This window comes from Halorubrum sp. AD140, assembly GCF_034497445.1.
In the GTDB taxonomy this organism is placed as follows: Archaea; Halobacteriota; Halobacteria; order Halobacteriales; family Haloferacaceae; genus Halorubrum.
The window spans coordinates 16,224-39,087 of record NZ_JAXRUU010000012.1 but is presented as its reverse complement, the minus strand read 5'-3'; the positions used below and the strand labels follow the sequence as shown (position 1 = coordinate 39,087).

The 22,864-nt window shown below is 68.6% G+C and carries 23 protein-coding genes; 15 read left to right on the top strand and 8 right to left on the bottom strand.

Features of this window, described 5'->3' with window-relative positions; genetic code table 11:
* The first annotated feature begins 9 nt into the window (after positions 1 to 9).
* Positions 10 to 1,068 (top strand): S26 family signal peptidase, encoded by a 1,059-nt coding sequence (locus U4E84_RS04960; RefSeq protein ID WP_322530990.1) that lies wholly within the window; start codon positions 10 to 12, stop codon positions 1,066 to 1,068.
* Between the two features lie 44 nt (positions 1,069 to 1,112).
* On the opposite strand, the gene U4E84_RS04955 is transcribed toward U4E84_RS04960, so the two are convergent.
* On the bottom strand, positions 1,113 to 2,852 hold the full coding sequence (locus U4E84_RS04955; protein WP_322530989.1) for an orc1/cdc6 family replication initiation protein: 1,740 nt from the start codon (positions 2,850 to 2,852) through the stop codon (positions 1,113 to 1,115).
* Between the two features lie 891 nt (positions 2,853 to 3,743).
* Here U4E84_RS04955 and U4E84_RS04950 point away from each other — a divergent pair.
* The 4 genes from U4E84_RS04950 to U4E84_RS04935 all read left to right on the top strand — a co-directional run bounded on the left by U4E84_RS04950 (position 3,744) and on the right by U4E84_RS04935 (position 7,029).
* Positions 3,744 to 4,385 (top strand): GTP-binding protein, encoded by a 642-nt coding sequence (locus tag U4E84_RS04950; RefSeq protein ID WP_322530988.1) that lies wholly within the window; start codon positions 3,744 to 3,746, stop codon positions 4,383 to 4,385.
* Positions 4,385 to 4,801 carry a DUF2073 domain-containing protein gene (locus U4E84_RS04945; protein WP_322530987.1) on the top strand — a complete coding sequence of 139 codons (417 nt, stop codon included), beginning with the start codon at positions 4,385 to 4,387 and terminating at the stop codon, positions 4,799 to 4,801. Before U4E84_RS04950 ends, U4E84_RS04945 begins: the two co-directional genes overlap by 1 nt.
* The gene (locus tag U4E84_RS04940; protein ID WP_322530986.1) at positions 4,802 to 5,530 is read left to right on the top strand and encodes a Zn-ribbon containing protein; all 729 of its coding nucleotides are present in this window, start codon (positions 4,802 to 4,804) and stop codon (positions 5,528 to 5,530) included. It abuts the gene before it with no gap.
* A 317-nt stretch (positions 5,531 to 5,847) separates the two neighbouring features.
* Complete coding sequence (locus U4E84_RS04935) at positions 5,848 to 7,029, top strand: aspartate kinase (protein WP_322530985.1); 1,182 nt, start codon at positions 5,848 to 5,850, stop codon at positions 7,027 to 7,029.
* A 4-nt stretch (positions 7,030 to 7,033) separates the two neighbouring features.
* On the opposite strand, the gene U4E84_RS04930 is transcribed toward U4E84_RS04935, so the two are convergent.
* On the bottom strand, positions 7,034 to 7,504 hold the full coding sequence (locus U4E84_RS04930; RefSeq protein ID WP_322530984.1) for a hypothetical protein: 471 nt from the start codon (positions 7,502 to 7,504) through the stop codon (positions 7,034 to 7,036).
* Between the two features lie 285 nt (positions 7,505 to 7,789).
* Here U4E84_RS04930 and U4E84_RS04925 point away from each other — a divergent pair, with 285 nt between their 5' ends.
* Positions 7,790 to 8,719, top strand: coding sequence for a hypothetical protein (locus tag U4E84_RS04925; RefSeq protein ID WP_322530983.1), 930 nt, complete (start codon positions 7,790 to 7,792; stop codon positions 8,717 to 8,719).
* A 12-nt stretch (positions 8,720 to 8,731) separates the two neighbouring features.
* Here the strand turns inward: U4E84_RS04925 and U4E84_RS04920 are convergent, their stop codons facing one another.
* Positions 8,732 to 9,310 (bottom strand): hypothetical protein, encoded by a 579-nt coding sequence (locus U4E84_RS04920; protein ID WP_322530982.1) that lies wholly within the window; start codon positions 9,308 to 9,310, stop codon positions 8,732 to 8,734.
* Positions 9,311 to 9,418: 108 nt separating this feature from the next.
* On the opposite strand from U4E84_RS04920, the gene U4E84_RS04915 reads away from it, so the two are divergent.
* Both U4E84_RS04915 and U4E84_RS04910 read left to right on the top strand, forming a co-directional pair.
* Entirely contained in the window at positions 9,419 to 9,991 is a 573-nt protein-coding gene (locus U4E84_RS04915) for a magnesium transporter (RefSeq protein WP_322530981.1), read from the top strand.
* Positions 9,992 to 10,068: 77 nt separating this feature from the next.
* Complete coding sequence (locus tag U4E84_RS04910; RefSeq protein ID WP_322531009.1) at positions 10,069 to 10,623, top strand: magnesium transporter; 555 nt, start codon at positions 10,069 to 10,071, stop codon at positions 10,621 to 10,623.
* A gap of 2 nt (positions 10,624 to 10,625) precedes the next feature.
* Here U4E84_RS04910 and U4E84_RS04905 read toward each other — a convergent pair whose 3' ends face one another.
* A complete protein-coding gene (locus U4E84_RS04905) occupies positions 10,626 to 11,069 on the bottom strand; it encodes a DUF2391 domain-containing protein (RefSeq protein ID WP_322530980.1) in 444 nt (147 codons plus the stop codon).
* Between the two features lie 125 nt (positions 11,070 to 11,194).
* Here U4E84_RS04905 and U4E84_RS04900 point away from each other — a divergent pair, with 125 nt between their 5' ends.
* Both U4E84_RS04900 and U4E84_RS04895 read left to right on the top strand, forming a co-directional pair.
* Positions 11,195 to 11,872 carry a class I SAM-dependent methyltransferase gene (locus U4E84_RS04900; RefSeq protein WP_322530979.1) on the top strand — a complete coding sequence of 226 codons (678 nt, stop codon included), beginning with the start codon at positions 11,195 to 11,197 and terminating at the stop codon, positions 11,870 to 11,872.
* A gap of 423 nt (positions 11,873 to 12,295) precedes the next feature.
* Positions 12,296 to 13,186 carry a YkgJ family cysteine cluster protein gene (locus U4E84_RS04895; protein WP_322530978.1) on the top strand — a complete coding sequence of 297 codons (891 nt, stop codon included), beginning with the start codon at positions 12,296 to 12,298 and terminating at the stop codon, positions 13,184 to 13,186.
* A gap of 22 nt (positions 13,187 to 13,208) precedes the next feature.
* Here U4E84_RS04895 and U4E84_RS04890 read toward each other — a convergent pair whose 3' ends face one another.
* Both U4E84_RS04890 and serB read right to left on the bottom strand, forming a co-directional pair.
* The gene (locus U4E84_RS04890; RefSeq protein ID WP_322530977.1) at positions 13,209 to 13,769 is read right to left on the bottom strand and encodes a GNAT family N-acetyltransferase; all 561 of its coding nucleotides are present in this window, start codon (positions 13,767 to 13,769) and stop codon (positions 13,209 to 13,211) included.
* 84 nt (positions 13,770 to 13,853) lie between these two features.
* Positions 13,854 to 14,501: a phosphoserine phosphatase SerB gene (gene serB, locus U4E84_RS04885; protein ID WP_322530976.1), complete on the bottom strand. Its 648-nt coding sequence runs from the start codon at positions 14,499 to 14,501 to the stop codon at positions 13,854 to 13,856.
* Positions 14,502 to 14,636: 135 nt separating this feature from the next.
* Here serB and U4E84_RS04880 point away from each other — a divergent pair, with 135 nt between their 5' ends.
* Together U4E84_RS04880 and U4E84_RS04875 are read left to right on the top strand one after the other, a co-directional pair.
* Positions 14,637 to 14,840, top strand: a complete 204-nt coding sequence (locus U4E84_RS04880; RefSeq protein ID WP_322530975.1) for a hypothetical protein — start codon at positions 14,637 to 14,639, stop codon at positions 14,838 to 14,840.
* 3 nt (positions 14,841 to 14,843) lie between these two features.
* Entirely contained in the window at positions 14,844 to 15,377 is a 534-nt protein-coding gene (locus U4E84_RS04875) for a 2'-5' RNA ligase family protein (RefSeq protein WP_322530974.1), read from the top strand.
* On the opposite strand, the gene U4E84_RS04870 is transcribed toward U4E84_RS04875, so the two are convergent.
* Entirely contained in the window at positions 15,372 to 17,204 is a 1,833-nt protein-coding gene (locus tag U4E84_RS04870; protein ID WP_322530973.1) for an excinuclease ABC subunit C, read from the bottom strand. The two genes, U4E84_RS04875 and U4E84_RS04870, sit on opposite strands and share 6 nt — an antisense overlap.
* Positions 17,205 to 17,364: 160 nt before the next feature.
* On the opposite strand from U4E84_RS04870, the gene U4E84_RS04865 reads away from it, so the two are divergent.
* From U4E84_RS04865 to thpR, 3 genes are all read left to right on the top strand, one after another.
* Positions 17,365 to 18,981: a methyl-accepting chemotaxis protein gene (locus tag U4E84_RS04865; RefSeq protein WP_322530972.1), complete on the top strand. Its 1,617-nt coding sequence runs from the start codon at positions 17,365 to 17,367 to the stop codon at positions 18,979 to 18,981.
* A gap of 104 nt (positions 18,982 to 19,085) precedes the next feature.
* Positions 19,086 to 20,495, top strand: coding sequence for a cytochrome P450 (locus U4E84_RS04860; RefSeq protein WP_322530971.1), 1,410 nt, complete (start codon positions 19,086 to 19,088; stop codon positions 20,493 to 20,495).
* Positions 20,496 to 20,554: 59 nt separating this feature from the next.
* A complete protein-coding gene (gene thpR / locus U4E84_RS04855; protein WP_322530970.1) occupies positions 20,555 to 21,121 on the top strand; it encodes an RNA 2',3'-cyclic phosphodiesterase in 567 nt (188 codons plus the stop codon).
* 54 nt (positions 21,122 to 21,175) lie between these two features.
* Here thpR and U4E84_RS04850 read toward each other — a convergent pair whose 3' ends face one another.
* Positions 21,176 to 22,537: a hemolysin family protein gene (locus U4E84_RS04850; RefSeq protein WP_322530969.1), complete on the bottom strand. Its 1,362-nt coding sequence runs from the start codon at positions 22,535 to 22,537 to the stop codon at positions 21,176 to 21,178.
* Positions 22,538 to 22,864: the final 327 nt, after the last annotated feature.

Sequence of the window (22,864 nt, the reverse complement as noted above, 5' to 3'; positions counted from 1 at the left end):
TCACACGCAATGGAAGAAGGGGATCGGTCGGGACCCGAGGACGATTCTGCCGACCGAACCGAGTCGCTCGACGACGAGGGCGAGGAGGGATACGCACCGGACAACCGGGACACAGCAGACGACCCCCCTGCCGACGGTGAAGATAGCTCGATGGGCCCGGGTCCTCGGGAGCTAAGCTCCTCGGGGATTGCGGCAGTCACGGCGCGCGATCCGGGGGAGGTCGATAGGTCGGAAGCGAGCGTCGGGGATCCAACGGAGGTCGACACCGAGTTAGCGGGCCTCCTGTACCGATTCCGCCACGACAGGGAGGGGGCGTTGATGTGGATCCGGGAGCTGCTGTCCAGCGTCGCCATCGTGCTGGCGATCGGCCTGATCCTGTTCGGGGTCAGCGGGGTGTGGCCACCGATGGTCGCCGTCGAGTCCGGGAGCATGGAGCCGAACATGGAGGTCGGTGACCTCGTCTTCGTCACGGAGCCCGGTCGGCTCGCGCCGGACGCTGCCGACAACGACGTGGGCGTGGTGACCTACGAGAACGGCGAGACGGTGGACTATCGGACGTTCGGGTCGTACGGCTCAGTCGTCATCTATCGGCCCCCAGGGCGGACCGCCTCACCGATCATCCACCGCGCGATGTTTCACGTCGAGGAGGGCGAAAACTGGTACGACCGCGCCGACGACGAGTACCACGACGCGGGAAACTGCGAGGAACTGAACCACTGTCCGGCCCCCCACGACGGCTTCATCACGCTCGGCGACAACAACGGAGAGTACGATCAGGCGAACGGTCTCGCCGCGCCAGTCAGAGCCGAGTGGATAACGGGCGTCGCGCGAGTCCGCGTCCCGTACCTCGGGTACGTGCGGCTGATCGCGACGGGACAGGCGGAGGTGAGCGACGTGCTCGCGACGACCGTCGTGTCTGAGTCAGCCGCCTCGGAGTCGGTCGGAGCCGGCGACTGGCCTGCCGGTTCGGACGACGGGAGCCGAGACGAGACGAGGTGGTCGCTCTCGGCGCTCACGGCATCGACCCCCACGGTTTCGAGTGGAACACCGGCGGTCGCGGCGGAGTGAGTTCGGAACGAGCGATCGAAGTCGACCAGCCGTCGGTGAGTCGATCAGTTGTCGAACCGCGCCTGGACGAACGGCTGTGCGTTCTCGATGTCGCCGAGTCGGGAGTCAGACAGCAGCACCGCCTCCGTCTCTTCGACCGGAACCGAGAGCCCCATCTCCTTCGTGCGGCCGTAGCGGCCCTTGGAGACGACGACCGCGTTGACGATTCCGAGCATGTCGAGCTCGCTGATGAGGTCGGTGACGCGACGCTGCGTGAGCACGTCGGCGTCGATCTCCTCGCAGAGGCGTTTGTAGATGTTGAACACCTCACCGGTGTTGATGTTGTGGACGCCGTTCTTCTCCAGGAGGATGACGGCGAAGAGGACGATCTTACTCTGCGTCGGGAGGGTCCGAACGACCTCGACGACGCGGTCGAGCTCGATCTTGTCCTGTGCCTGACGGACGTGTTTCTCGGCGACGACCTCTGCCTGAGAGCGCTCGGCGAGCTCCCCGGCGGTCCGGAGGAGGTCGAGAGCGCGGCGCGCGTCGCCGTGTTCCTGCGCAGCGAACGCCGCACAGAGGGGGATCACGTCGTCCGTGAGCGCCTCCTGCTTGAACGAGATATCGGCGCGGTGCTGGAGGATGTCTCGAAGTTGGTTCGCGTCGTACGGGGGGAAGACTATCTCCTCTTCGCCGAGACTGGATTTAACGCGGGGATCGAGGAAGTCTGTAAACTTCAGGTCGTTCGAGATCCCCATGATGGAGATCCGCGACCTGTCGAGCTCGGAGTTCATCCGCGAGAGGTTGTAGAGGGTGTCGTCACCGCTCTTTTCGACGAGCTTGTCAATCTCGTCGAGCATGATCACGACCACGCGCTCGTGGTAATCGACCGCCTCGAAGAAGGTGGAGTAGACGCGGTCGGTGGGCCACCCGGTCATCGGGACATCTTCCATCTCTTCGGCGTCGGCCTCCAGCTCGTCGATCCGCTCGTTCAGGTCGTCGAGGGTAGCGAACTCGCTCCCGACGAGCGCGTCGGGATCGTCGGTGGCCTCGGACTGGAGGTCTCGATACCGGTCGAGGCGGTTCGCGATGACCTGCTGGTTCTTCTCGATGAAGGTGTTGGCGAGCTGAGCGAGGACGCGGTACTGCGTGTCGGTCACCTCGCAGTTGATGTACTCGACCTCGCAGGGAACGTCGTACTTCTGTGAGGTCGATTCGAGCTCCTGAGAGACGAACTTCGCGGACGCCGTCTTACCCGTTCCCGTTTTTCCGTAGATGAGGATGTTTGAGGGCGTCTCGCCGCGGAGCGCGGAGACGAGGATCGTCGCCATGCGGTTGATCTGGTCGTTTCGGTGGGGAAGCTCGTGCGGGGTGTAAGAGGGCCGGAGCACCTCTTTGTTCTCGAAAATCGGCTCGCCGGAGAGGAGGTCGTCGAACAGTCCCTGATTGTCGTCCGCGTCGTCCAAGACGACGCCGTCGAAGTCGACGTCGGGTGACGAGCGGTCGCGACCGCCGTTTTCGACACTGACGTTCGATCCGGCGTCGGCGTCTGTTAACGCCTCGATATCGGAATTTTTCGCCAGGTCTGTGTTAGTGTCCGCGTCCGTGTTCGTCAACGTCTCTGGATCTGCCGTGACGTTCGGGTCCACCTTTCGACTCGAGCCGTCGGCGGGACCGTCGCGTTCGGCCCTCACCGCGCGTGGGGGCGGATCGTCTTGGTCGCCGTCCGTAGTGGACGGGTTTCCTCCGTTCTCGTCGCTGTTCTCCGGTTCGTCCGCCTGCGATGTGTGCTCTCCTTCGTCCATGTGAACCCCCCTATTTCAGGTGGAAATACCCCGAATGGAGGCGATCCGTGTCGTGTTCCGGCCTGAAACGTCGACATCCAGAGAGACCGGCGTCCAAGGATGTCCAGTTGATGCAGTCGAATTAGATGAAGAGGTGCTACAAAAATGTTGCTCTCCGGACCCGAAACGGAGCGACGTTCGCTTCGTCGCCGTCAGCTCCGACGAAATGAATTTCGAGATCGTGAATCGATCGGGGCGATCGGTTTGGAATGAGAGCACGGCCGCGTCAGGTAGGCGCTCTCAGATGGGTACCCGCTTTATCCTCCCCTTGTACTACGTCGCACCCCCCCACCCCTTTGTTTCGGGTGGAACACCGATCTCGTGGGTGGGGGGAGAAAGAGAAGACGTCTCTATGAACAGAAGGATTTATATAGCATGGATAATAACAGTACCCTCGGTAATCCGTCCGAGTTTATTTTATATTTGTTCTGTGTTGTTTTTAGACTTTTCTGAGTTGTGTATACCGATATCTCCTCCTGTCCTCCTCCTCTCCCGTCCCCCTTGGTCGTCTCCACCCGAAACAAAGGGGTGGGGGAGGTGAGACGACAGAGGAGAGGTAGAGAACAGAAAGTGGAGTGAAACGACAGGTCGGCCCACGCTCGCTGTCGCGGACCCCGACTCTCCTCACTCGTCTCTCACACCTCTCCGATATTCGAAACCAACTCGTTCGACATCGCCCGTTTCGAAACTGCTCACCGTCGATATCGGCAGAACAAAAATGTCTGACGCAGTTCTTAAGTGAGAGGGGTGTGGACTCTACGTTAATTCCCCGAATACGCGCCAAGCCAACCTGGATCGGGTGTTGGCACGCACTCCGAGCATTCGGGAGAGATCACAGGATTGGAGGTCAGGATGGGACTGCTCACGAATCTCAAAGACAGCATATCACGGGTCACGGACGGGTTGTTTGCGGCCGACGAACCCAAACGGATCGGGATCTACGGACCGCCGAACGCCGGAAAGACGACCCTCGCAAATCGGATCGCGCGCGACTGGACGGGTGACGCCGTCGGGCCCGAGAGCCACATTCCACACGAAACGCGGCGGGCTCGACGCAAAGAGAACGTCGAGATCGAGCGAAACGGCCGGAAGGTCACGATCGACATCGTCGACACTCCCGGCGTGACCACCAAGGTCGACTACAAGGAGTTCCTCGATCACGACATGGACAAAGACGACGCCGTCCGCCGCTCCCGCGAGGCCACCGAGGGCGTCGCGGAGGCGATGCACTGGCTCCGAGAGGACGTCGACGGCGTCATCTACGTGCTCGACTCCACCAACGACCCGTTCACGCAGGTGAACACGATGCTCATCGGGATCATCGAGTCGCAGGACCTCCCGGCGCTCATCCTCGCGAACAAGACGGACCTCCCGGAAGCGAACGTCCAGCAGATCGCGAACGCGTTCCCGCAGCACGAGACGATCCCGCTGTCGGCGCTCGAAGGCGAGAACATGGACGAAGTGTACACGAAGATCGCGGAGTACTTCGGCTGATGCCTGGTCCGACTCCCAACGTCGACGGCGATGCCGCTTCCGGCGACGACCCCGACGACGGCGTCCGCATCGACATGATAAGCGGGGCTCGGATGGAGGGGCTCACCGGCATGGAGAAGATCCGCCTCATCCTCGATGGCGTCCGAGACGGAAACATCGTCATCCTTGAGGAGGGGCTCTCCCCCGACGAGGAGTCGAAGCTGATCGAGGTGACGATGACGGAGATCAGCCCGGACGACTTCACCGGAATCGAGATCGAGACGTACCCGAAGGCGGAGACGACAGACCAGAGCTTCCTCGACAAGCTGATGGGGCGAAAATCCGCTCAGAAGCTCACCGTCATCGGTCCGGCCAACCGAATCGAGACGCTGCACAAAGACGAGAACCTCATCAGCACGCTCGTCTCCCGCAAATAGATGCCTCACCAGTGTACCACCTGCGGCCGGACGTTCCCCGACGGCTCGAAGGAGATGCTTTCGGGCTGTCCGGACTGCGGTGGGAACAAGTTCCAGTTCAAGCCCGCGGGCGCGACGACCGACGATCAGTCGCCGCCGGACGAGCAATCGGTACCGAACGGGAGGTCGCCGCCGGACGAGACGGAGCGGCCCACCCCCGAATCACCTGACCCCACCGGTGTCGACGCCACCGATGCCCCCGAGCCGACTCCCCCGGTCGACGCTGACTCGACTCCCGCCGACTCTACGCGGGTTGCCGACGAGGAAGCCGCCAGCACCCGGCAGCCGTCGGCGAACGCTCAGTCGACGAGTTCGGCCGCTTCCGACGCCGCGATCGACGACTCCACGACGGGGACCGAACACGTTCGCGAACGCGACGAGGAGGACACTGCGCAGGCGAGCGCCCGATCCGACGTCGTCTCGCCGGACGAACTCGACCGGGCGAGCCAGCCCGTCGACTCCAACACAGATGCTCGGGACGCCCCCAACCCTGATGAGTCCCACCCCGACATCGACGAACTCCGAGACGAGCTCAACGATCAGTTCGAGAGCATCCGGATCGTGAGTCCCGGGAAGTACGAGCTCAACCTGATGGAGCTGTACGACCGCCAGGAGTACATCATCTCCCTGCAGGAGGACGGCCGGTACGTCATCGAGATGCCCGACGCGTGGGGGATTCAGGACGAGTGAGGTATTCCGGAGAGTGAGGTATTCCGGACGAGTGGTGTCGATCAATCTCTGACTCGCTCGGTACGATCCGCGCGTTACTGACCCGACCGAAGCCTCCGCAGCCGTCGCCCCCGTCGAACTGTACATTTGGGCGACCATTGTCGAAGCGCCGAACTGTACATTTGGGCGACCATTGTCGAAGTGGACACAGTTATGCGGCTTCCTCCGCTACGGACGCCCATGTCTGCTGATCGTGCTTTCACTTCGGAGTCTCGCTCCGACTCTCGTTCGATCCGACGCGACGAAACCGACCGGTACGCTCGCGACGAGGTGGGCGTATGCGCGTAGTCGCCAAGTTCGGCGGCACGAGCCTCGGCAGCGGCGACCGGATCGAGCGCGCGGCCGATTCGGTCGCAAATGCGGTCGAGGCGGGACACGAGATCGCTGTCGTCGCGAGCGCGATGGGGTCGACGACCGACGACCTCCTCGACGACATCACCTTCGAGACGGACGACGCCGACCGCGCCGAGATCGTCTCGATGGGCGAGCGCACCAGCGTCAGGATGCTCAAAGCGGCCCTCTCGGTCCGCGGTATCGACGCCGTCTTCCTCGAACCCGGTCATCCGGACTGGCCGGTCATCACCAACGAGCTCGGCGAGGTCGACGTGGAGGAGACGAAGAAGCGCGCGCACGCCATCGCGGAGCGGCTCGACGGCGTCGTCCCGATCATCACCGGATTCCTGGCGGAGGACCACGACGGCAACGTCACGACGCTCGGTCGGGGCGGGTCCGACACGACCGCGGTGATGCTCGGCAACTACATGGACGCCGACGAGGTCGTGATCGTCACCGACGTCGAGGGCGTCATGACCGGCGACCCCCGGGTCGTCGAGGGGGCGCGAAACGTCGGTCGGATCACCGTCGACGAGCTGCGGAACCTCTCGTTCCGCGGCGCTGAGGTTGTCGCCCCGTCGGCGCTCTCGTACAAGGACGGGGACCTCGTGGTCCGGGTCGTCCACTACCAGCACGGCGACCTCCTCCGGGGCGGGACCCGAATCGAGGGACAGTTCGAGAGCCTGATCGACATGCGCGAGGAGCCGCTCGCGTGTCTCACCATCGCGGGTCGCGCGATTCGGAACCAGTCAGGCATCCTCTCGCAGCTGGCGAACGCGCTCCGCAAAGAGGAGATCAACATCGACGCGGTCGCCTCCGGTATGGACTCCGTCACGTTCTACGTCGACGTCGACACGGCCGAGACGGCCGAGGCGCTGCTTCACGAGGCGGTCGTCACCGACGAGGCGCTCTCGTCCGTCACCGTCGCCGATCCGATCGCCGTCATCCGGGTGATGGGCGGCGAACTCCCCAACCAGCCGGGCGTCATCCAGGACATCATCGCGCCGCTCGCCGACGCCGGGATAAACATCATCGACCTGATAACGAGCGCGACCTCCGTCGCGGTGTTCGTCGACTGGGACGACAGGGAAGCGGCGCTCGAGATCGTCCAACAGCGCTTCGACTGACGACTCACTCGCCGTTCCGACCGTCAAACTCCTCGAACTCGATCCGATATCGGGTGGTCCGTCGCCCGTCGAAGCGCGGGCCGCTCCCCGCCGCAGCGAACCCCAACGCCTCGATCACTTCACTCGTTTCCTCGTCGTTCGGGACGACGACTTCGACCCCCATCTCCTCCCGGCACGCGAACCGCCGCGGCTCCTCGAACAACCGTTCGACCGTCTCGCCGCTCCCGTCGAAGTCGGTCACGTGAACGGTGTCGTCGCGAACGTCGAACGCGACGAATCCGAACACCGTCTCCTCGTCGTCCTCGTCACTGGCGTCACCCCCGTCCTCGTCACTGGTGTCACCCCCGTCCTCGTCGCCCGCCACCGCAACCCGAACCGACCGGTCGTGGATCACGTCCCTCACGACGTCTCGCGGCCTATCGATCGCAGCCGCCAGCGCCTCGGCGTCGGATTCGAGTCCGTCACGTATCCGCATACCACGGTTATCCGTCGGACCCGTATAAATCCGCTGGCGGTCGTCACAGCGGTCGACTGGTAGCCGCCCACGTTCCATCCGCCTTGTCTTTCGATCCCGTTCCTTCCACCTTTCTTCCGGTCCCGTTCCTTCCGTCTTGCCTCCGGTCCGCTCGAAGTAATATAGTTTTAAACGACCGGCGACCCCAGAAACGGACATGAGCAAACCCACTACGATCGTGCTCGGAACGATCGGCGTCTCGGCGGCCCTGTCCGTACTCATCATCCTCTCGTACGTGCTCGGCTGATGTTCTCGTCCCGGTCGCTCGACGAGGACCTCGACGCGGTCCGGGAAGAACACGCGCCCGGATCACCCGTCCTCGACGTCGACGCGGACTTCGAGACACTCCCGCCGGCGGCGGCCGAGGACCTCGGCCTGTTCGTCGACGGTCTCTCGCCCGCCACCTTCCCGACCGAGTGGCTCCCGGACGAGGTGCCCGAGCTCCTCCGGAGATACGCGGGCCCCGCGTTCACCGTCGGACTCCCCGGGGACGGAACCGTCGTCCGGACGACCCAGACCGACCCGCAGGCCGTCCTCGTCAAGAAGCGCGCCGAGGGAACTCCGGAGGATTTCCTCGCGTTCCTGATCGCCGACCGCCTGGTCCAGGTCGGTGTCTCCCCGTCCACTGGCTCGCTTCCAGCGGAAGTTCCCTCGAACCGCCTTCCCGAGAGCTTCCTCCCGTTCTTCGGCGAGCGATACCGCGATCTCGACGCCGCGATCCGTCGCCCGGCTTCCGACACCGGCGCGTCCACGACCGCACCCGGTCCCCCCGGCGCGTCCACGACCGCACCCGGTCCCCCCGGCGCGTCCACGACCGCACCCGGTCCCACCGACGTCTTCCAGATCGCGGCTGCGCTGTTCGACGCCTGGGTCGGGCTCTACACCAGAGACGTTTTCGCGTCGTGGGAGGAGCGCTATCCGCGGCTGTTCGACGCGTGGCTCGACGCCGGCGACCGCCTGGAGGGGCGACTCGGCGGCCTCCCGGGCGAGGTCGCCCGCGGAGACACCGATTTCGCGAACGCGACGGAGTACGCCTGCTCGACCGTCCGCCACGGGCTCGACCTCCCCGCGCCGTTCGCCGCGCTCGACACCGCCGCCTACCGCGACCGCGGCGCTCCCTACGCGGTGAAGTGGGCGGAGAAGACGTTCGAGTCGATGGTCGACGGCGACTCGTAACCGAATCCCGGTCTACACGTCGACGGTGACGTTGCCGTCGCCGTCGAGTTCGATGACGCCCTCGAACAGCTCTCGGAACCGATCGAGCGTCGCGACCTCGTGGACCTCCTCGGAGAGGTGGAAGATCCCGACCGCGTCGTGTTCGTCGAGGAGCGCGAGGATGTCCGCGGCCGCCTCGTACACCGCGTCGTCGTCGGCGTAGTACGCCATCTCCGTGAGCGAGTCGACCGAGACTCGCCGCTTCCCCTCGCTCTCGGTGAGGAACCGCTCGACGCGGTCGACGACGCCGTCGAGGTCGTCCGGGGCGGAGACGTAGTAGACGTCGTCGCTGGAGCGCCGCGAGTACCCGCGCTCGACGGAGAGCGTGTCGAGGATCGTCGCCTTCGTCTCGTCGACGTCGTAGTACTCCAGCTTCTGTTCGACTTCGCGTGCGGTCGTGCGCGTGGAGACGACGAGGAACGCGTCGGTGTCGGTCTTCAGGAAGTCCGTGTCGATCCGGTCCGTCTCGCCGATGCTCGGGTGGACGAGCAGAAGCCCCGTACCTCCGGGGATCGTTTCCGGCCCGTTCTCGATGGCGAGCGAGTAGTCCATGGGATCGGAAACCGCCCGACCGACTTAACGATGCGGGCCGCGGACGGCGACCGGTCGCCGACGTTCCGGCCGACCGGTTTTTGGGTCTCCCTCGCGTCGGCACGCACGATGGCCGGTCACGACACCGCGCGCGACGTCTACCGACAGGCGCTGCCGGTGATCCTCGTCAGCCTCGTCGCCGGGCTGTTCGCCGGCACCATCCTCGGGTCCGAGACGATGCGCGCCGGAATCTCGGAGGTCCCCGGCCTCCTCCTCCTGCTCCCCGCGTTCCTCGCGACCCGCGGCGGCGTGTACGGGTCGCTCGGAGCCCGCCTCTCGACCGGACTCCACCAGGGGCTCATCGAGCCCCGGTTCCGTCTCGACCGGCGGCTCAGGAACGCGATCCTCGCCTCCTTCGTCAACGGGATGACCGTCTCCGTGTTCATCGCCGTGGTCACCTACCTCTGGCTGACGCTCTTGGGGACGGAGGGGAACCTCCTCGAACTGGTCGGGATCATGGTCGTGGCGGGGCTCCTCTCGGCGGTCCTCATGATCTCGGTGCTGATCGCGGTCATCTTCGTCGGCTACCGGCGTGGACTCGACCCCGACAACGTGATCGGACCGGTCGTGACGACGCTCGGGGACGTGTTCGGGGTCCTGTTCCTCCTCGTCGGGATCTACGTCGTGGGGGCCGCGCTGTGACCGACCTCGGCGGCGCGAGCGGCGTCGGGGATTCCCCTGACGCAGGAGAGCGCCCCACAGACTCCTCGGAGACGACGATGACCGACGAGTGGTCGATCCGCCGGATCGTCCGGACGATGATCCCGCTCCTCGCCGCGCTGTCGGTGCTCCAACTCGTCTCCGGTACCGTCCTCGAGACGTACGAGGCGGTGCTCGTCAGCAACCCGGCGCTCCTCGTGTTGGTGCCGGTCCAGATCGGCACCGCCGGGAACCTCGCGTCGATCACCTGCTCGCGGCTCACCACGCAGCTCTACCTCGGGACCTACGAGCTGGATCCGTCGAACCCCGACCTCAGGGCGAACGCCGGCGCCGTGTTCGCGCTGGCGGGGACCGTCTTCGGCGTCGTCGGCGTCGCCGCGTGGGCCATCGGCGTCGCACTCGGCGGCACGCTCGGGCTCGGTCGGGTGCTCCTCGTCTCGCTGGTCTCCGGGATGCTGCTCGCCGTTCTCGTCGTCGCGACGAGCGTCGCCGCCGTGGAGGCATCCTACCGGATCGGTCTCAACCCCGACGACACCACCATCCCCGTCGTCACCAACGTCTGCGACATCGCCGGCGTGTTGATCCTCTTCGCGGTCGTCGCCGTCGTCGTGTGAGCTCAGAACACGCTGTCGGCGGTCGCGGCCCCGACGACGCTGAACACCGCGCTGACGGAGACGGCCTTGGCCGTCGTCGCCCACAGCTCCACTCCCGTCACGCCCTGATCGATGAGGAACGTGGCCGGCGCGTCGAACAGCACCACGAGGACGATGACGGAGCCGAACGCGACGATCATCAGCGAGACGAACCGGGCGGGGATCCCCGCGATCTCCTTTTCGACCTCGGGGTCCCGGTCGGTGTCGGCCCGGTAGAGCGCGGCGTATCCGATCAGCGCGACGAGTCCGACGGTGAACGCCCCTTGGATCGCGCTCATGCCCGCGGCCAAGTCCCACACCTCTCCGGTGACGACGAACGGTCCCGCGAGGAGAAAGCCGCCGACCGCCTGCTGTGCGGAGTCCGCGATCCGGAACTTCGGTCGACGGAAATTCCCCGGCCGTTTCATATCCCTCGAAGGGACGGCGGCGGGTAAAACGGCGACGCTTTTCGGGACGCGCGTCGCGACGAGCGGGGACCGTTCCGACGCTTCCCCTCCGAACCGGTTTTCACCCGCCCGCCCGTCGTACCGCCATGAGCGTTCGCGAGGAGTTCGACGACTGGGCGACGTCGGGGAAGGACCGCGGGATGGAGGAGCGGCACTGGCACACCGCGAAACACGTGCTCGCGCGGATGCCGGTCGAGGCGGGCGACGCCGTCCTCGATCTGGGAACCGGTTCCGGATACGCGCTCCGGGCGCTCCGCGAGCGGGGCATCGGGCGGGGGTACGGGCTCGACGGCGCGCCCGAGATGGCTCGCAACGCCCGACGCTACACCGACGACGACGCGGTCGGCTTCCTCGTCGGCGACTTCGACGCGCTCCCCTTCGCGGACGACTCGCTCGACCACGTCTTCTCGATGGAGGCGTTCTACTACGCGGCCGACCCGCGCAACACGCTCCGGGAGGTCAGGCGCGTGCTGAGGCCCGGCGGCACGTTCTACTGCGCCGTGAATTACTACGCCGAGAACGAGGCGAGTCACGCCTGGCAGGAGAACATCTCCGTGGAGATGACGCTGTGGAGCCGCGAGGAGTACCGCGAGGCGTTCCGCGACGCCGGGCTGTACGTCGCCGAACAGGACACCGTCCCCGACAGAGAGATCGAGATCCCGGACGCGGCCGCGTTCCCCACCGACGACTGGGACTCCCGCGAGGCGATGGTCGACCGCTACCGGACGTGGGGCACGCTGTTGACGGTCGGCGTCGCGCCTTGACTTAGTAGACCGTTTATACACTCTCGTCGGTAGATCGACGGTGAGCCCTACTGAAGCCCCAGCCGCTCGGCTATCCGTTGTTGACAGCGGCTCTGCGGAGAACACCTCCAAAACCCCAGCCGCGATGACTCGCGCGGCTCGCTGCGGTCCTCAGTCGCTCGCTCCGCTCGCTCCTTGCGGTCCTTGCATCGCCGTGCTTCGTCCTCGCGACTGCCCCTTTGAGTCCCGCCAGTCCCGCACAGTAACCGCACCTCACGCCTCCCCAGCCTCGCGGCTCACGGCTTCGTCGTTCGCCGCGTCCCTCGCGCGAGCACCTCGCACCCGACGGGCGCTCGGAGGCACGCGCCACCGCAATCTCCGTTTCATATCGACCTCCCGCCGATCCCTTTTAAGCGTGCGAACCGTTCACACAGTTGATACCACATGGAACTCCGCTGTGAGGGCTGCGCCGGCTGCTGCGTCGACTGGCGGCCGCTCGCGCCGGACGCAGCAGGATCCGACCGCGCCGGCAGACGCCCTCCGCTCGACGACACCTACGACCTCGTCCCGCTCACCCGCGACGAGGTCGCCGGCTTCCTCGACGACGGACTCGGCGACGCCCTCGTCCCCCGCCTCTTCGAGCCCGCCGAGCGCGACGCGGTCGTCTCGATAGACGGCGTCGAGGTGGCCGCCGCGGGCGACCGTCCCGTCTTCATGATAGGCCTCCGGAAACCACCGAAGCCGGTCGCGCCGATCGGCACCGACGAGCCCCGCTGGCTCGACGCGTGCGTCTTCCTCGACCCGACGACGCTCCAGTGCCGGATCCACGACGACGACCGCTACCCCCGGACCTGCGCGACGTACCCGGGACACAACCTCGCGCTCGACGCCGAGACCGAGTGTGAGCGCGTCGAGGCCGCCGGCGGCGGCGACCGCCTCCTCGACGGGGAGCCGCCGACGGACCTCCCGGCGCCCGCGTTCGGCCCGCAGGCGCTCGGCACGACCGTCTTCGCGTATCCGGACCCGGACCGCCTCGACGGGACGATCGACCGGATCCGGAGCGGCTCGCTCACCGCCGACGACCGCGCCCGGTTCGTCGGAGCCGCCGTCGGCTCGCGTCCCGGCTCGCTGTCGGTCGACCGCGACCGCATGGCCGAGGCGCGCGCCCTCGCTCGCGACGCCGACTCGTGGGCCGGCCGCGCGATCCGCGAGTGGACCGAGCGCGCCGGCGGAGACGGCGACCCGGTCGACCGCGACCCGGAGGACCGCGAGCGGTTGGTTCGCTACCTGGAGGACGACGCCGGCGCGCCCGGCACGCCGGGGTGGGGCGAGTGAACGGGAGCGACCGCCGTCGCCGCTAGGGCTCGTCCGCGACCCGTCGCACCGCGAGCGCCCCCTCGCAGGTGCACTCGTCGGCACACTTCGGGCACTCGGCGGCGGACCGGTCGAGCGGCTCGCGGTGGACCGTCTCGTACCCGTGCCCGTCGAACAGCTTCTCCGGGGAGTCGTCGCCGCCGTGGTACCACGAGTCCGCGACGAACAGGTCGACGCCGCGCGCCGCGCCGATGCCGTGGAGCCGTTCGAGGAGTCGACTCCCGATTCCGCGGCCCGTGGCGCCGTCACGGACGTACCCCATCTCCAGGTGACCGTACCGCTCCGCGGCGGGAAGCAGGTCGGGGTCGTCGAAGAAGTACATCTCGTCGGCGACGGCGGCCGGGTCCGCGAACTCGCGGAGCGCCATGACGCCGAGGATCGCGTCGTCGCTCCCGGCCTCCACCGCGACCAGCACGTGGTACGTCGGGTCGTCCAGTCCGAGGTCGACGCCGTACGTGCTCCCCTCGCTGAAGTGCGACGTGATGAGCTCCTCCAGCGGCTCGGCGTCCTCCGGTCGGGGGTCGCGGATCGCGATCTCGTCCATCTTCCGGGAGTACACTTTCCCGGGCCAAGAGGGGTGCGGTATCGGACTCGGTTCGACGCGCGTTGGGCTCGTTCGCGTCCCGGGTCAGTCCGCCGTCGACAGGATCCCGTAGCTTTCGAGCACCTTCCCGAGCCGGAACATGGAGGCGACGACGGCGTCGCACACTGGCCGGACCGCGTCCTTCGGCACGAAGCCGACCGCGAGCCCGGCCACCTCCAGCATCGGGAGGTCGTTCGCGCCGTCGCCGACCGCGACCGTCGAGGCCATCTCGACGCCGAGGTCGTCCGCGAGCGCCGCTAGCGCGTCGTCTTTCGTCCCTTCGATGAGCGGCCCCTCCGCCTCGCCGGTGAGCGTCCCGCCGGCGGTCGGCAGGCGGTTGGCGACGACCGTGTCGGCCGCGACGCCCTCCTTCGCGAGCGCGCGCTCGACCCCGCGCTCGAACCCGCCCGTGAGTACCGCCACGTGGTGGCCGTCGGCCTGGAGGCGCTCGATCAGCCGGGCGGCGCCCGGGCGGAGCGTCACCTCGTCGAACGCGGCCGCGACCGCGTCCTCCTCGAGACCGCCGAGCAGCTCCGCCCGCTGGTACAGGCTCTCGGCGTAGCTGAGTTCGTCGTTCATCGCCCGCTCCGTGATCTCGGCCACCTCGTCGGCGACGCCCGCCCGCTCGGCGAGCAGGACCGTCATCTCGGAGTCGGAGAGCGTACCGTCGAAGTCGAACGCGATGAGGCTCATACGCCACGTTCGGCCCGGCAGGGTTTTTAACCGCGTGGTCGCGCTCGGGATGTCGGCCCCGGTTCGGCGCGTGGTTCTCGGTTCGGTACGTCGGTCCCGGTGGCCTTTTTGCCCGCCGGGGCCGTCGACTCCCACATGGACCGGACAGACGCGAACCGGGCGGACGTGGACGTCGACGACCTCCTGAAGGTCATCCTCGGGCTCGCTATCGCGTGGCTTCTCCTGGAGATCATCGGCACGGTACTGGATCTCACGTTCGCGCTGGTGGACGCCCTCCCGACGCTGATCGTCGTCGCGATTGTCGCCCTGATCGCCTTACGGCTCACCGATCGGATCTGAGGCGTGTTCAGCCTGAACGTTCCGATCCCGCCCGCGATAGGCGACGTCGCGGCCGATCTCCACCCGAAACTCTCGGGGTTCGATCGGGTGCGCGACCGGCACACCCTCGTCTGTAAGCGGTTCGGGGAGGCGGACGTCTCCGACGAAGCGACGTCCTCGAGATCGGAGGCCCTCGCGACGCTGCGCGAGGATCTCCGCCCGCGGCTCGCCCGGACCGACCCGTTCGAGGTCGCGGTGACCGGCGTCGACGTCTTCGACGCGCCGGCCGCCGGCTCGCGGCCGGTGGTGTACCTCGCCGTCGAGAGCGACGGGCTCGTCCGGCTCCACCGCCGGCTGTGCGCCGCCTACGGCGCGATCGAGGGGATCGAGGGCGACGCGTACGTCCCGCACGTCACCGTGGCGCGCGGCGGGAGCCCAGAACCGGGCGTCGTGGCCGACCTCGTCGCCGCCGCGTTCGACCCGATCCGGTGGCGGGTCCACGCGCTCGAGGTGTACGACCCCGAGTTTCGCGAGGTCGTCGCGACGCTCGAGCTATAACCGCTCCCTGAGCGTCCGGGCCGTCGCGTCGCCGACGCCGTCGACGTCGGTGAGGTCGGCGGCGGAGGCCTCGCGCACGCTCTCGACGGAGCCGAACCGGCGGAGCAGCCGGCGACGGGTCTCGGGGCCGACGCCCGGCACGTCGTCGAGGACCGTCTTGACCTCGTCGCGGACGGTCTGGTGGTACGACACCGCGAAGCGGTGCGCCTCGTCGCGCACCCGCTGGAGCAGGTGGAGCTCGGGGTCGTCGTCGGGCCACCTGCGCGTCCCGGTCGACGTCACCACCAGCTCCTCGGCCTTCGCGAGCGCGACGGCGGGCACGTCCCAGCCGGTCTCCGCGAGCGCGTCGCGGGCGGCCTCGAGCTGTCCCTCGCCCCCGTCGATGAGCAGCAGGTCGGGGTCGGGGCGGTCGTCCCGGCCCTCGACGGCGCGCTCGGCGCGCCACCGGATCAGCTCGCGCATGTTCGCGTAGTCGTCGTTGCGGTCGGTGAGCTTCTTCCGGCGGTAGTCCGCGGTCTCGGCGCTCCCGTCGACGAAACAGACGTTCGAGCCGACCACCGCGGTCCCCTGCGCGTGGCTCACGTCGAACCCCTCTATCCGGACGGGGCGATCGATCCCGAGCCGGTCGCCGAGCGCGCCGACGGGGTCGTCGCGGCCGTCGCGCTTGCGGGCGTTCTTGAGGGCGAGCTCGACGAGCTTCGCCTCTCGGCCCGCCCCGGGAACCCGTACCGCGACCCCCTCCGCCTCCAGCCAGTCGACCACGTCCGGGTCCGACGGGCGCTCCGCGAGCAGCACCGCGTCCGGGAACTCGCGCTCGGCGTAGTACTGCGTGAGGAACGCGGACAACACCGCGGCGGGCGTGTTGGCGCCGGGGTCGGCGCCACCGCTCCCCTCCGCGTCGCCGACGGCGGCCGCTTCCGCTCCCTCGTCGCCGACGGCGGCCGCTTCCGCTCCCTCGTCGCCGTCCATCACCGCCGCGTTCAGCCGGTGTCGACTGCGGTCGACGAGCTGGCCGCGCTCGCTGTGGAGCCGGGCCACGCGGGCGTCGTCGCCCTCGACGGCGGCCGCGAGCACGTCGACGGTGCGGTCGTCGGACCGGTCGCTGACCGCCTCGCCGCCCTCGCCGTGGAACGCCTCCACGGCCTCCAGTCGGTCCCGTAGGTTGGCGGCCCGCTCGAACTCGGCGCGCTCGGCCGCGGCCTCCATCCGTCGTCGCAGGGGATCGGCGAGGACGCCCGTCTCGCCCTCCAGGAACCGCCGCGTCGCGGCCACGTCCTCGGCGTAGCTCTCGGGGTCGATCTCGGCGGTACACGGGGCCGAGCAGATCCCCATCTCGTAGTCGAGACACGGCCGATCCCGGTTCGCGTACTTGTGGTCCGAGCAGCCGCGGAGCCGGTACTCGTCGCGGATCGCCTTCACCACGGTCTCGACGCGACCCACGTTCGTGAACGGCCCGTACGCGACCGCTCCCTCCTCGGGGTCGCGAGTCACCTCGATCCGCGGCACCGGGTGGTCGGTGAGCGCGATGAGCGGGTACGACTTGTCGTCTTTCAGCCGGACGTTGTACCGCGGCTGGAGCCGCTTGATGAGGTTCGCCTCCAAGAGCAGGGCCTGCGTCTCCGTGTCGGTCACCGCAAACTCGATCCGGTCCGCCCGCCCGACCATCCCGCGGATCCGCCCCGAGCGCGGGTCCGCGTACGAGCGCACCCGGGCGCGGAGGTCGACCGCCTTCCCGACGTACAGCGTCGTCTCACCCGCCCGGAACTGGTACACGCCGGGCTCGGTCGGGAGGTCCGCGGCCCGCTCGCGCACGGCGTCGGCGTCCATCGCCCTCCGGTAGCCGCCGGACGCGTTTGAACGCTGCGGGCGCCGGGGGCCGCCGTCTCGGTGACCGCAGGCCACTGCCGCCCGACGCCTCACGGAGTTATCAAATATGAATACCAGGACGGACCGTTTATGATGGCGGTTCGGAGACGGTCACGTAGACATGACGGGGATCAGCGGGCTCTTCCAACGCGTGCTCGGGCGAGGGCGGGACTCGCGGTCGGTCCCGGACGGCGGCGTCGTCGTCGACGATCCGGGCGCCGGATCGAGCGCGGCTGGCGCGACCGAGCGGCCGGCCGGAGCGGAGGAGGAAGCGCACACGGTGACCGACGAGGTCGGCGTCGACCGCGCCAAGACGCTGGCGAGGGCGGGCTTCGAGCAGGTGTTCGACGCCACGAGCGTCCCGACGTTCATCCTGGACGCCGACGGCAACGTCGCGGAGTGGAACGAGTCCATCGTCTCGCTCACCGGGAGCGAGCGCGAGGACGCGATCGGCTCCAGCCACGTCTCGGAGCTGTTCTACCCAGACGGCCGCCGAGCGGACACGCTGGCCGACAAGGTGCTCGACGCGCCGGAGAACGCCGACGAGGTGTACGGCGTCGAGCGCTGCGACTCGGCCCGGAACCGCTACCGCGACACCAGCACGATGGTGGACCGCCACGGCGAGGAAAAGCACATCGAGTTCACGGCGGCGCCCCTCTACGAGGACGACGACGTCATCGGCGTCACCGAGGTCGTGATCGACCGGACCGAGAACGTCAACGAGCGGGACGCCACCGGAGAGCTTGTCGCCGAGATCAGGGAGGCCGCGGAGGCGATCGGCGAGGGAGACCTCGACGCCCGCGCCGGTCACCGCGACTCCTTCGAGCACCTCGACGACGAGCTGGTCCGCGTCGTCGCCGTTGTCAACGAGATGGCGGAGAACCTCCGCGACCTCTCGGAGAGCGTCCACTCGAAGGCGCGCGACCTCGACGCGACCGTCGGGGACGCGAGCGCCGCGGCCGCCGACATCGCCGAGAACGTCGACGAGCAGAACGAGCTGTTGGAGGAGAGCGTCTCCGAGATGCAGTCGTTCTCGGCCGGGATGGAGGAGGTCGCCGCCACCGCGGACCAGGTCGACTCCGCCGCGGTCGCGGCCAGCGAGGCCGCCGACGAGGGGCTCGACGCCAGCGAGGACGCCCGCGAGGCGACCGAGGACGTCGTCGAGATCGGCGACGAGCTCGTCGAGAGCGTCGGCGCGCTCTCCGAGCGCATGGACGACATCGAGGAGGTGATCGAGGTGATCTCCGACGTGGCCGAGCAGACGAACCTGCTCGCGCTCAACGCCAACATCGAGGCCGCCCGCGCCGGCGACGGCGGCGACGGGTTCGCGGTCGTCGCCGAGGAGGTGAAGAAGCTCGCCGACGAGACCCGCGGCTACACCGAGGAGATCACGGAGAGCCTGGCCGAGCTGCAGGCGCAGTCGGACGAGACGAGCACCGCCGTCGAGCGCTCGCACGACCGCATCGAGGACGCCGGCACGGAGATCGAGACGGTGCTCGACTCCCTCGAGGAGATCGCCGACGCCGTCGACGAGGCCGCCGCCGGCGTCGCCGAGGTCGCCCGGACGACCGACGACCAGGCCGCGACGGTCGAGGAGCTCACCTCCTCGCTGGAGGCGGTCCGCGAGCGCTCCGACCGCACCGAGGACGCGACCGACCGCATCGTCCAGGCGACCGACGATCAGGAGGCCGCCGTCGACGAGCTGATCACTCGCGTCGAGCGGCTGGACGCCCGGTAGCGAGCGCGCTCTCGACGTCGGTAGCGAGCGCGCTTTCGGCGCCGCCGGCTCCCTCGTTCTCTCCGCCGCCGAACGTTTAACCCCGCCGAGTCCTTCGTTCTCGTATGTCCGCCACGCCGCCCGGACCCATCGGCGATCCCCTCTTCGGCAGCGGTCGCCGGTACGCGGCCGACCCGTTCTCGTTCCTGCTCGCGTGCGCCGACAGCTACGGCGACGTCGTCCGCTTCGACCTCGGCCCGCGCGAGACGTACCTGCTCACGAACCCCGCGGACGTCGAGCGCGTCCTCGTCGCCGACGCCGACCGGTACCGGAAGCCGCAGTTCGGCGACGACGCGATGGACGCCTTGCTCGGGAACGGCCTCCTCATGAGCGAAGGCGACACGTGGCAGCGCCAGCGGAAGCTGGCGAACCCCTCCTTCCACAACCGCCGGATCGGGGCGCTCGCGGGGACGATGGTCGAGCACACGGAGTCGCAGATCGCGGACTGGGCCGACGGCGAGGTCGTCGACGTCCAGCTGGAGATCGCTCGGCTCACGGTCAAGATCATCGTCTCGGCGATGTTCGGCGCCGACATAACCGACGCGGAGGTGAAGACGGTTCAAGAGAAGCTGGAGCCGCTCGGCGCCCGGTTCGAGCCCGACCCGCGCCGCTTCCTGATCCCGAACTGGGTGCCGACCCGGGAGAACCGCGAGTTCGACGCCGCGATCGACACCCTCGAGTCCGTGATCGACGGGATCGTCGAGCGCCGACGGGGAACCGAGCGCGACCCCGGCGTCGACCCGGCCGGCCCCGAGGGCGTCGCGGTGCGCGGCCCCGCCGGGGACGGCGACGGCGCCCTGCCGATGGACCTCCTGTCGGTCCTGCTTCGCGCTCGCGACCGGGGCGAGCAGACCGATCAGAACCTCCGCGACGAGCTGGTGACGATGCTCCTGGCCGGCCACGACACGACCGCGCTCGCGCTGACGTACGCGTTCTACCTGCTCTCGAGGCACCCGGAGGCCCGAGCGCGCGTGGAGGAGGAGGCCGATGCGGCGACCGGTGGCGGTCGCACAGCGGACGACCCCCCGACCGCGGCCGACGCCCGCGAGATGCGGTACACCGAGCGCGTGCTCACCGAGTCCATGCGGCTGTACCCGCCCGTTTACGCCCTGTTCCGCGAGCCGAAGCTCGACGTGAAACTGGGGGGATACCGGATCCCCGACGGCTCCGCACTGATGCTGTCGCAGTGGGTGATCCACCGGTCACCGCGGTGGTACGACGACCCCGAGACGTTCGACCCCGACCGGTGGAAACCGGACCGTCGGCGCGGGCGTCCGCGGTTCGCGTACTTCCCGTTCGGCGGCGGCCCGCGCCACTGCATCGGGAAGGCGTTCTCGCTGCTGGAGGCGAAGCTGATCCTCGCGGCGGTCTGCTCGCGGTACCGGCTCGACTACGAGGGGCCCGACCTCTCGCTGCGGGGGTCGCTGACGATGCACCCGGACCACCCGGTGCCGATGCGGATCCGCGAGCGCTGAGCGAGACGGCGAGGCAGGGGTAGTTTATCGGTGATACCGAGCCAACCACGCACCCGTCCATGCGCGCGTTCTTCGCCGTCGACCTCCCCGCATATATCGCCGCCGAGTTGGCGGACGTACAGGCGCTGTTCGAGGGCGTCGAGGGGCTTCGGTTCGTCGACCCCGCGCAGGCGCACGTGACCCTGAAATTCCTCGGCGACGTCGACGAGCCCGGGTCCCCGTCCCTCGACGAGGTGATCGCGGCCGGCGAGCGCGCGGTCGCGGCCGCCGAGACGGGTCCGTTCGAGTGCTCCGTCGGCGGGCTCGGCGTCTTCCCGAGCCTCGACTACGTCTCCGTCGTCTGGGCGGGGGTCGACGACGGAGCCCCGGAACTGACCGCCCTCCACGAGGCGCTGGAGGGGGAGACGACGGCGCTCGGGGTCGACCCCGACGAGCACGCGTTCACCCCGCACGTGACGCTCGCCCGGATGCGCGACGCCCGCGGAAAGGAGCTCGTGCGCGAGGTCGTCCGCGAGCGACACCCCGAGATCGGCCGATTCACCGTCGACGCGGTCCGGCTCGTGTCGTCGACGCTGACGAGCGAAGGCCCCGAGTACGAGACGGTCGCCTCGTTCTCGCTCGGATAGCTGCGGACCGCTCGATCGCCATCCGCAGCCCGGGCTCACTCGCTCCGCCCGCGCTCACTCGCTCCGCCCGCGCTCACGCTCCCCCTCGGCCTCGTCGTGCTCCTCGTCGTCTGCGCCTCCGTTCGCGTCCGCGGCGGCCGCGGTCGGCGACCCGGCGGCGTCACCGTCCACGCCGGGGTGTTCGACGCGGATCCGGGTCACCCGCGTCGGGGTCGCGCCGGTGACGGTGAGCGTCACGCCGCCGATCGCGACGCGGTCGCCCTCGGTCGCGATCCGGCCGACGCGCTGGGTGATCAGCCCCGCGACCGTCTCGACGCCGCCGTCGACGGGGAGGTCGAGTCCGAGCGTCTCGTTGAGGTGCGCGACGGTGGTCCACCCCCGCACCACCGCGGCGTCGGGCGCCACCACGTCGACGTGGTTCGTCTCCCACCGGCCGACGAGTTCGCCGACGATCTCCTCGACGACGTCCGCCAGCGTGACGATTCCCACGACCGCGCCGAACTCGTCGACGACGATCGCCAGCCGCCGCCCCGACGACCGCAGCTCGGCGAACAGCTCGTCGACGGGCTGGGTCTCGGGAACGAACGTCGGATCGCGGAGGGCGCTCGAGAGCGGCTCGCCCCGCTCGTGGGCGCCGATAGCGTCGCGGACGTCCACGATCCCGACCACGTCGTCGCGGTTCTCGCCGTAGATCGGCATCCGGGTGACGCCCTCTCGGCCGGCGGTCGAGAGCACGTCCGCCGGCGTCGCGGTGTCCGGGAGCGCTACCATGTCGGTGCGCGGGACCATCACCGCGGAGACGCGGGTCGACTCCAGGTCGAGGACGCCGCGGATCATCGCCCCCTCCTCGGGGTCGATCGCGCCCGCGGCCTGCCCCGAGAGCACGAGCGTCTCGATCTCCTCGCGGGTGAGGTACGACTCGATGTCGGACTCGCCGCCCGTGAACCGGTTGACGACGCCGGAGAGCGCCTCGAACACGTACAGCACGGGCCGGATGACGCGCTGGATTGCCACGACAGGTCGAGAGACGCGGAGCGCGTGCTTCTCGGCGTTCGCCACCGCGTACGACTTCGGCGCGATCTCTCCGAAGACGATGACGAACACGGAGGTGACCAGCGTCGAGCCCGTGGCCGCCTCGCCCCCGGAGAACCCGAACCGGACGAACACGGCGGTCGCGACCGAGGCGGCCGCGATGTTGGCGACGTTGTTGCTCACGAGGGCCGTGACGAGGAAGCGGTGCGAGTCCGCCCGCAGCGCCGAGAGCGCCCGCGCGCCGGGCACGTCGGCGGCGACGAGCGAGTCGACCCGGTGGCTCGCGACCGAGAAGACGGCGAGCTCGGAGCTGGAGAAGAAGGCGCTGATCCCGGTCAACACGAGGATGGCGGCCACGCCCGCGAACGCGATCGTGATGTCCATACCGAGCCAAGCGGGCGAATATAAATGGGAGTACCGGCGCGTCCCGGTGAGCGCCCGACCGAGGCGGGCGCTCACCGCCGGCGCGAGGGAGGCGGTGGGTCGGCGCGGCTCCGCCCGCGCCGACCCGACCGCCGAGGCTGGGGAGGCGCGAGGTGCAGAGCGGTGCCGTGCGGTCGCGGATGGGGTACAGTTGCGGGCAGGGTGTGGTTGCGGCCGGAGAGCGATCGCGAGTGAGGGGAAATCGCGAGCGGGGCGGTTCGATCCGGTTCGATCTTGGGAGTGACTAGGGAGACGAGGAGTGAGAACCAACCCCGAACCGAGGTCTAT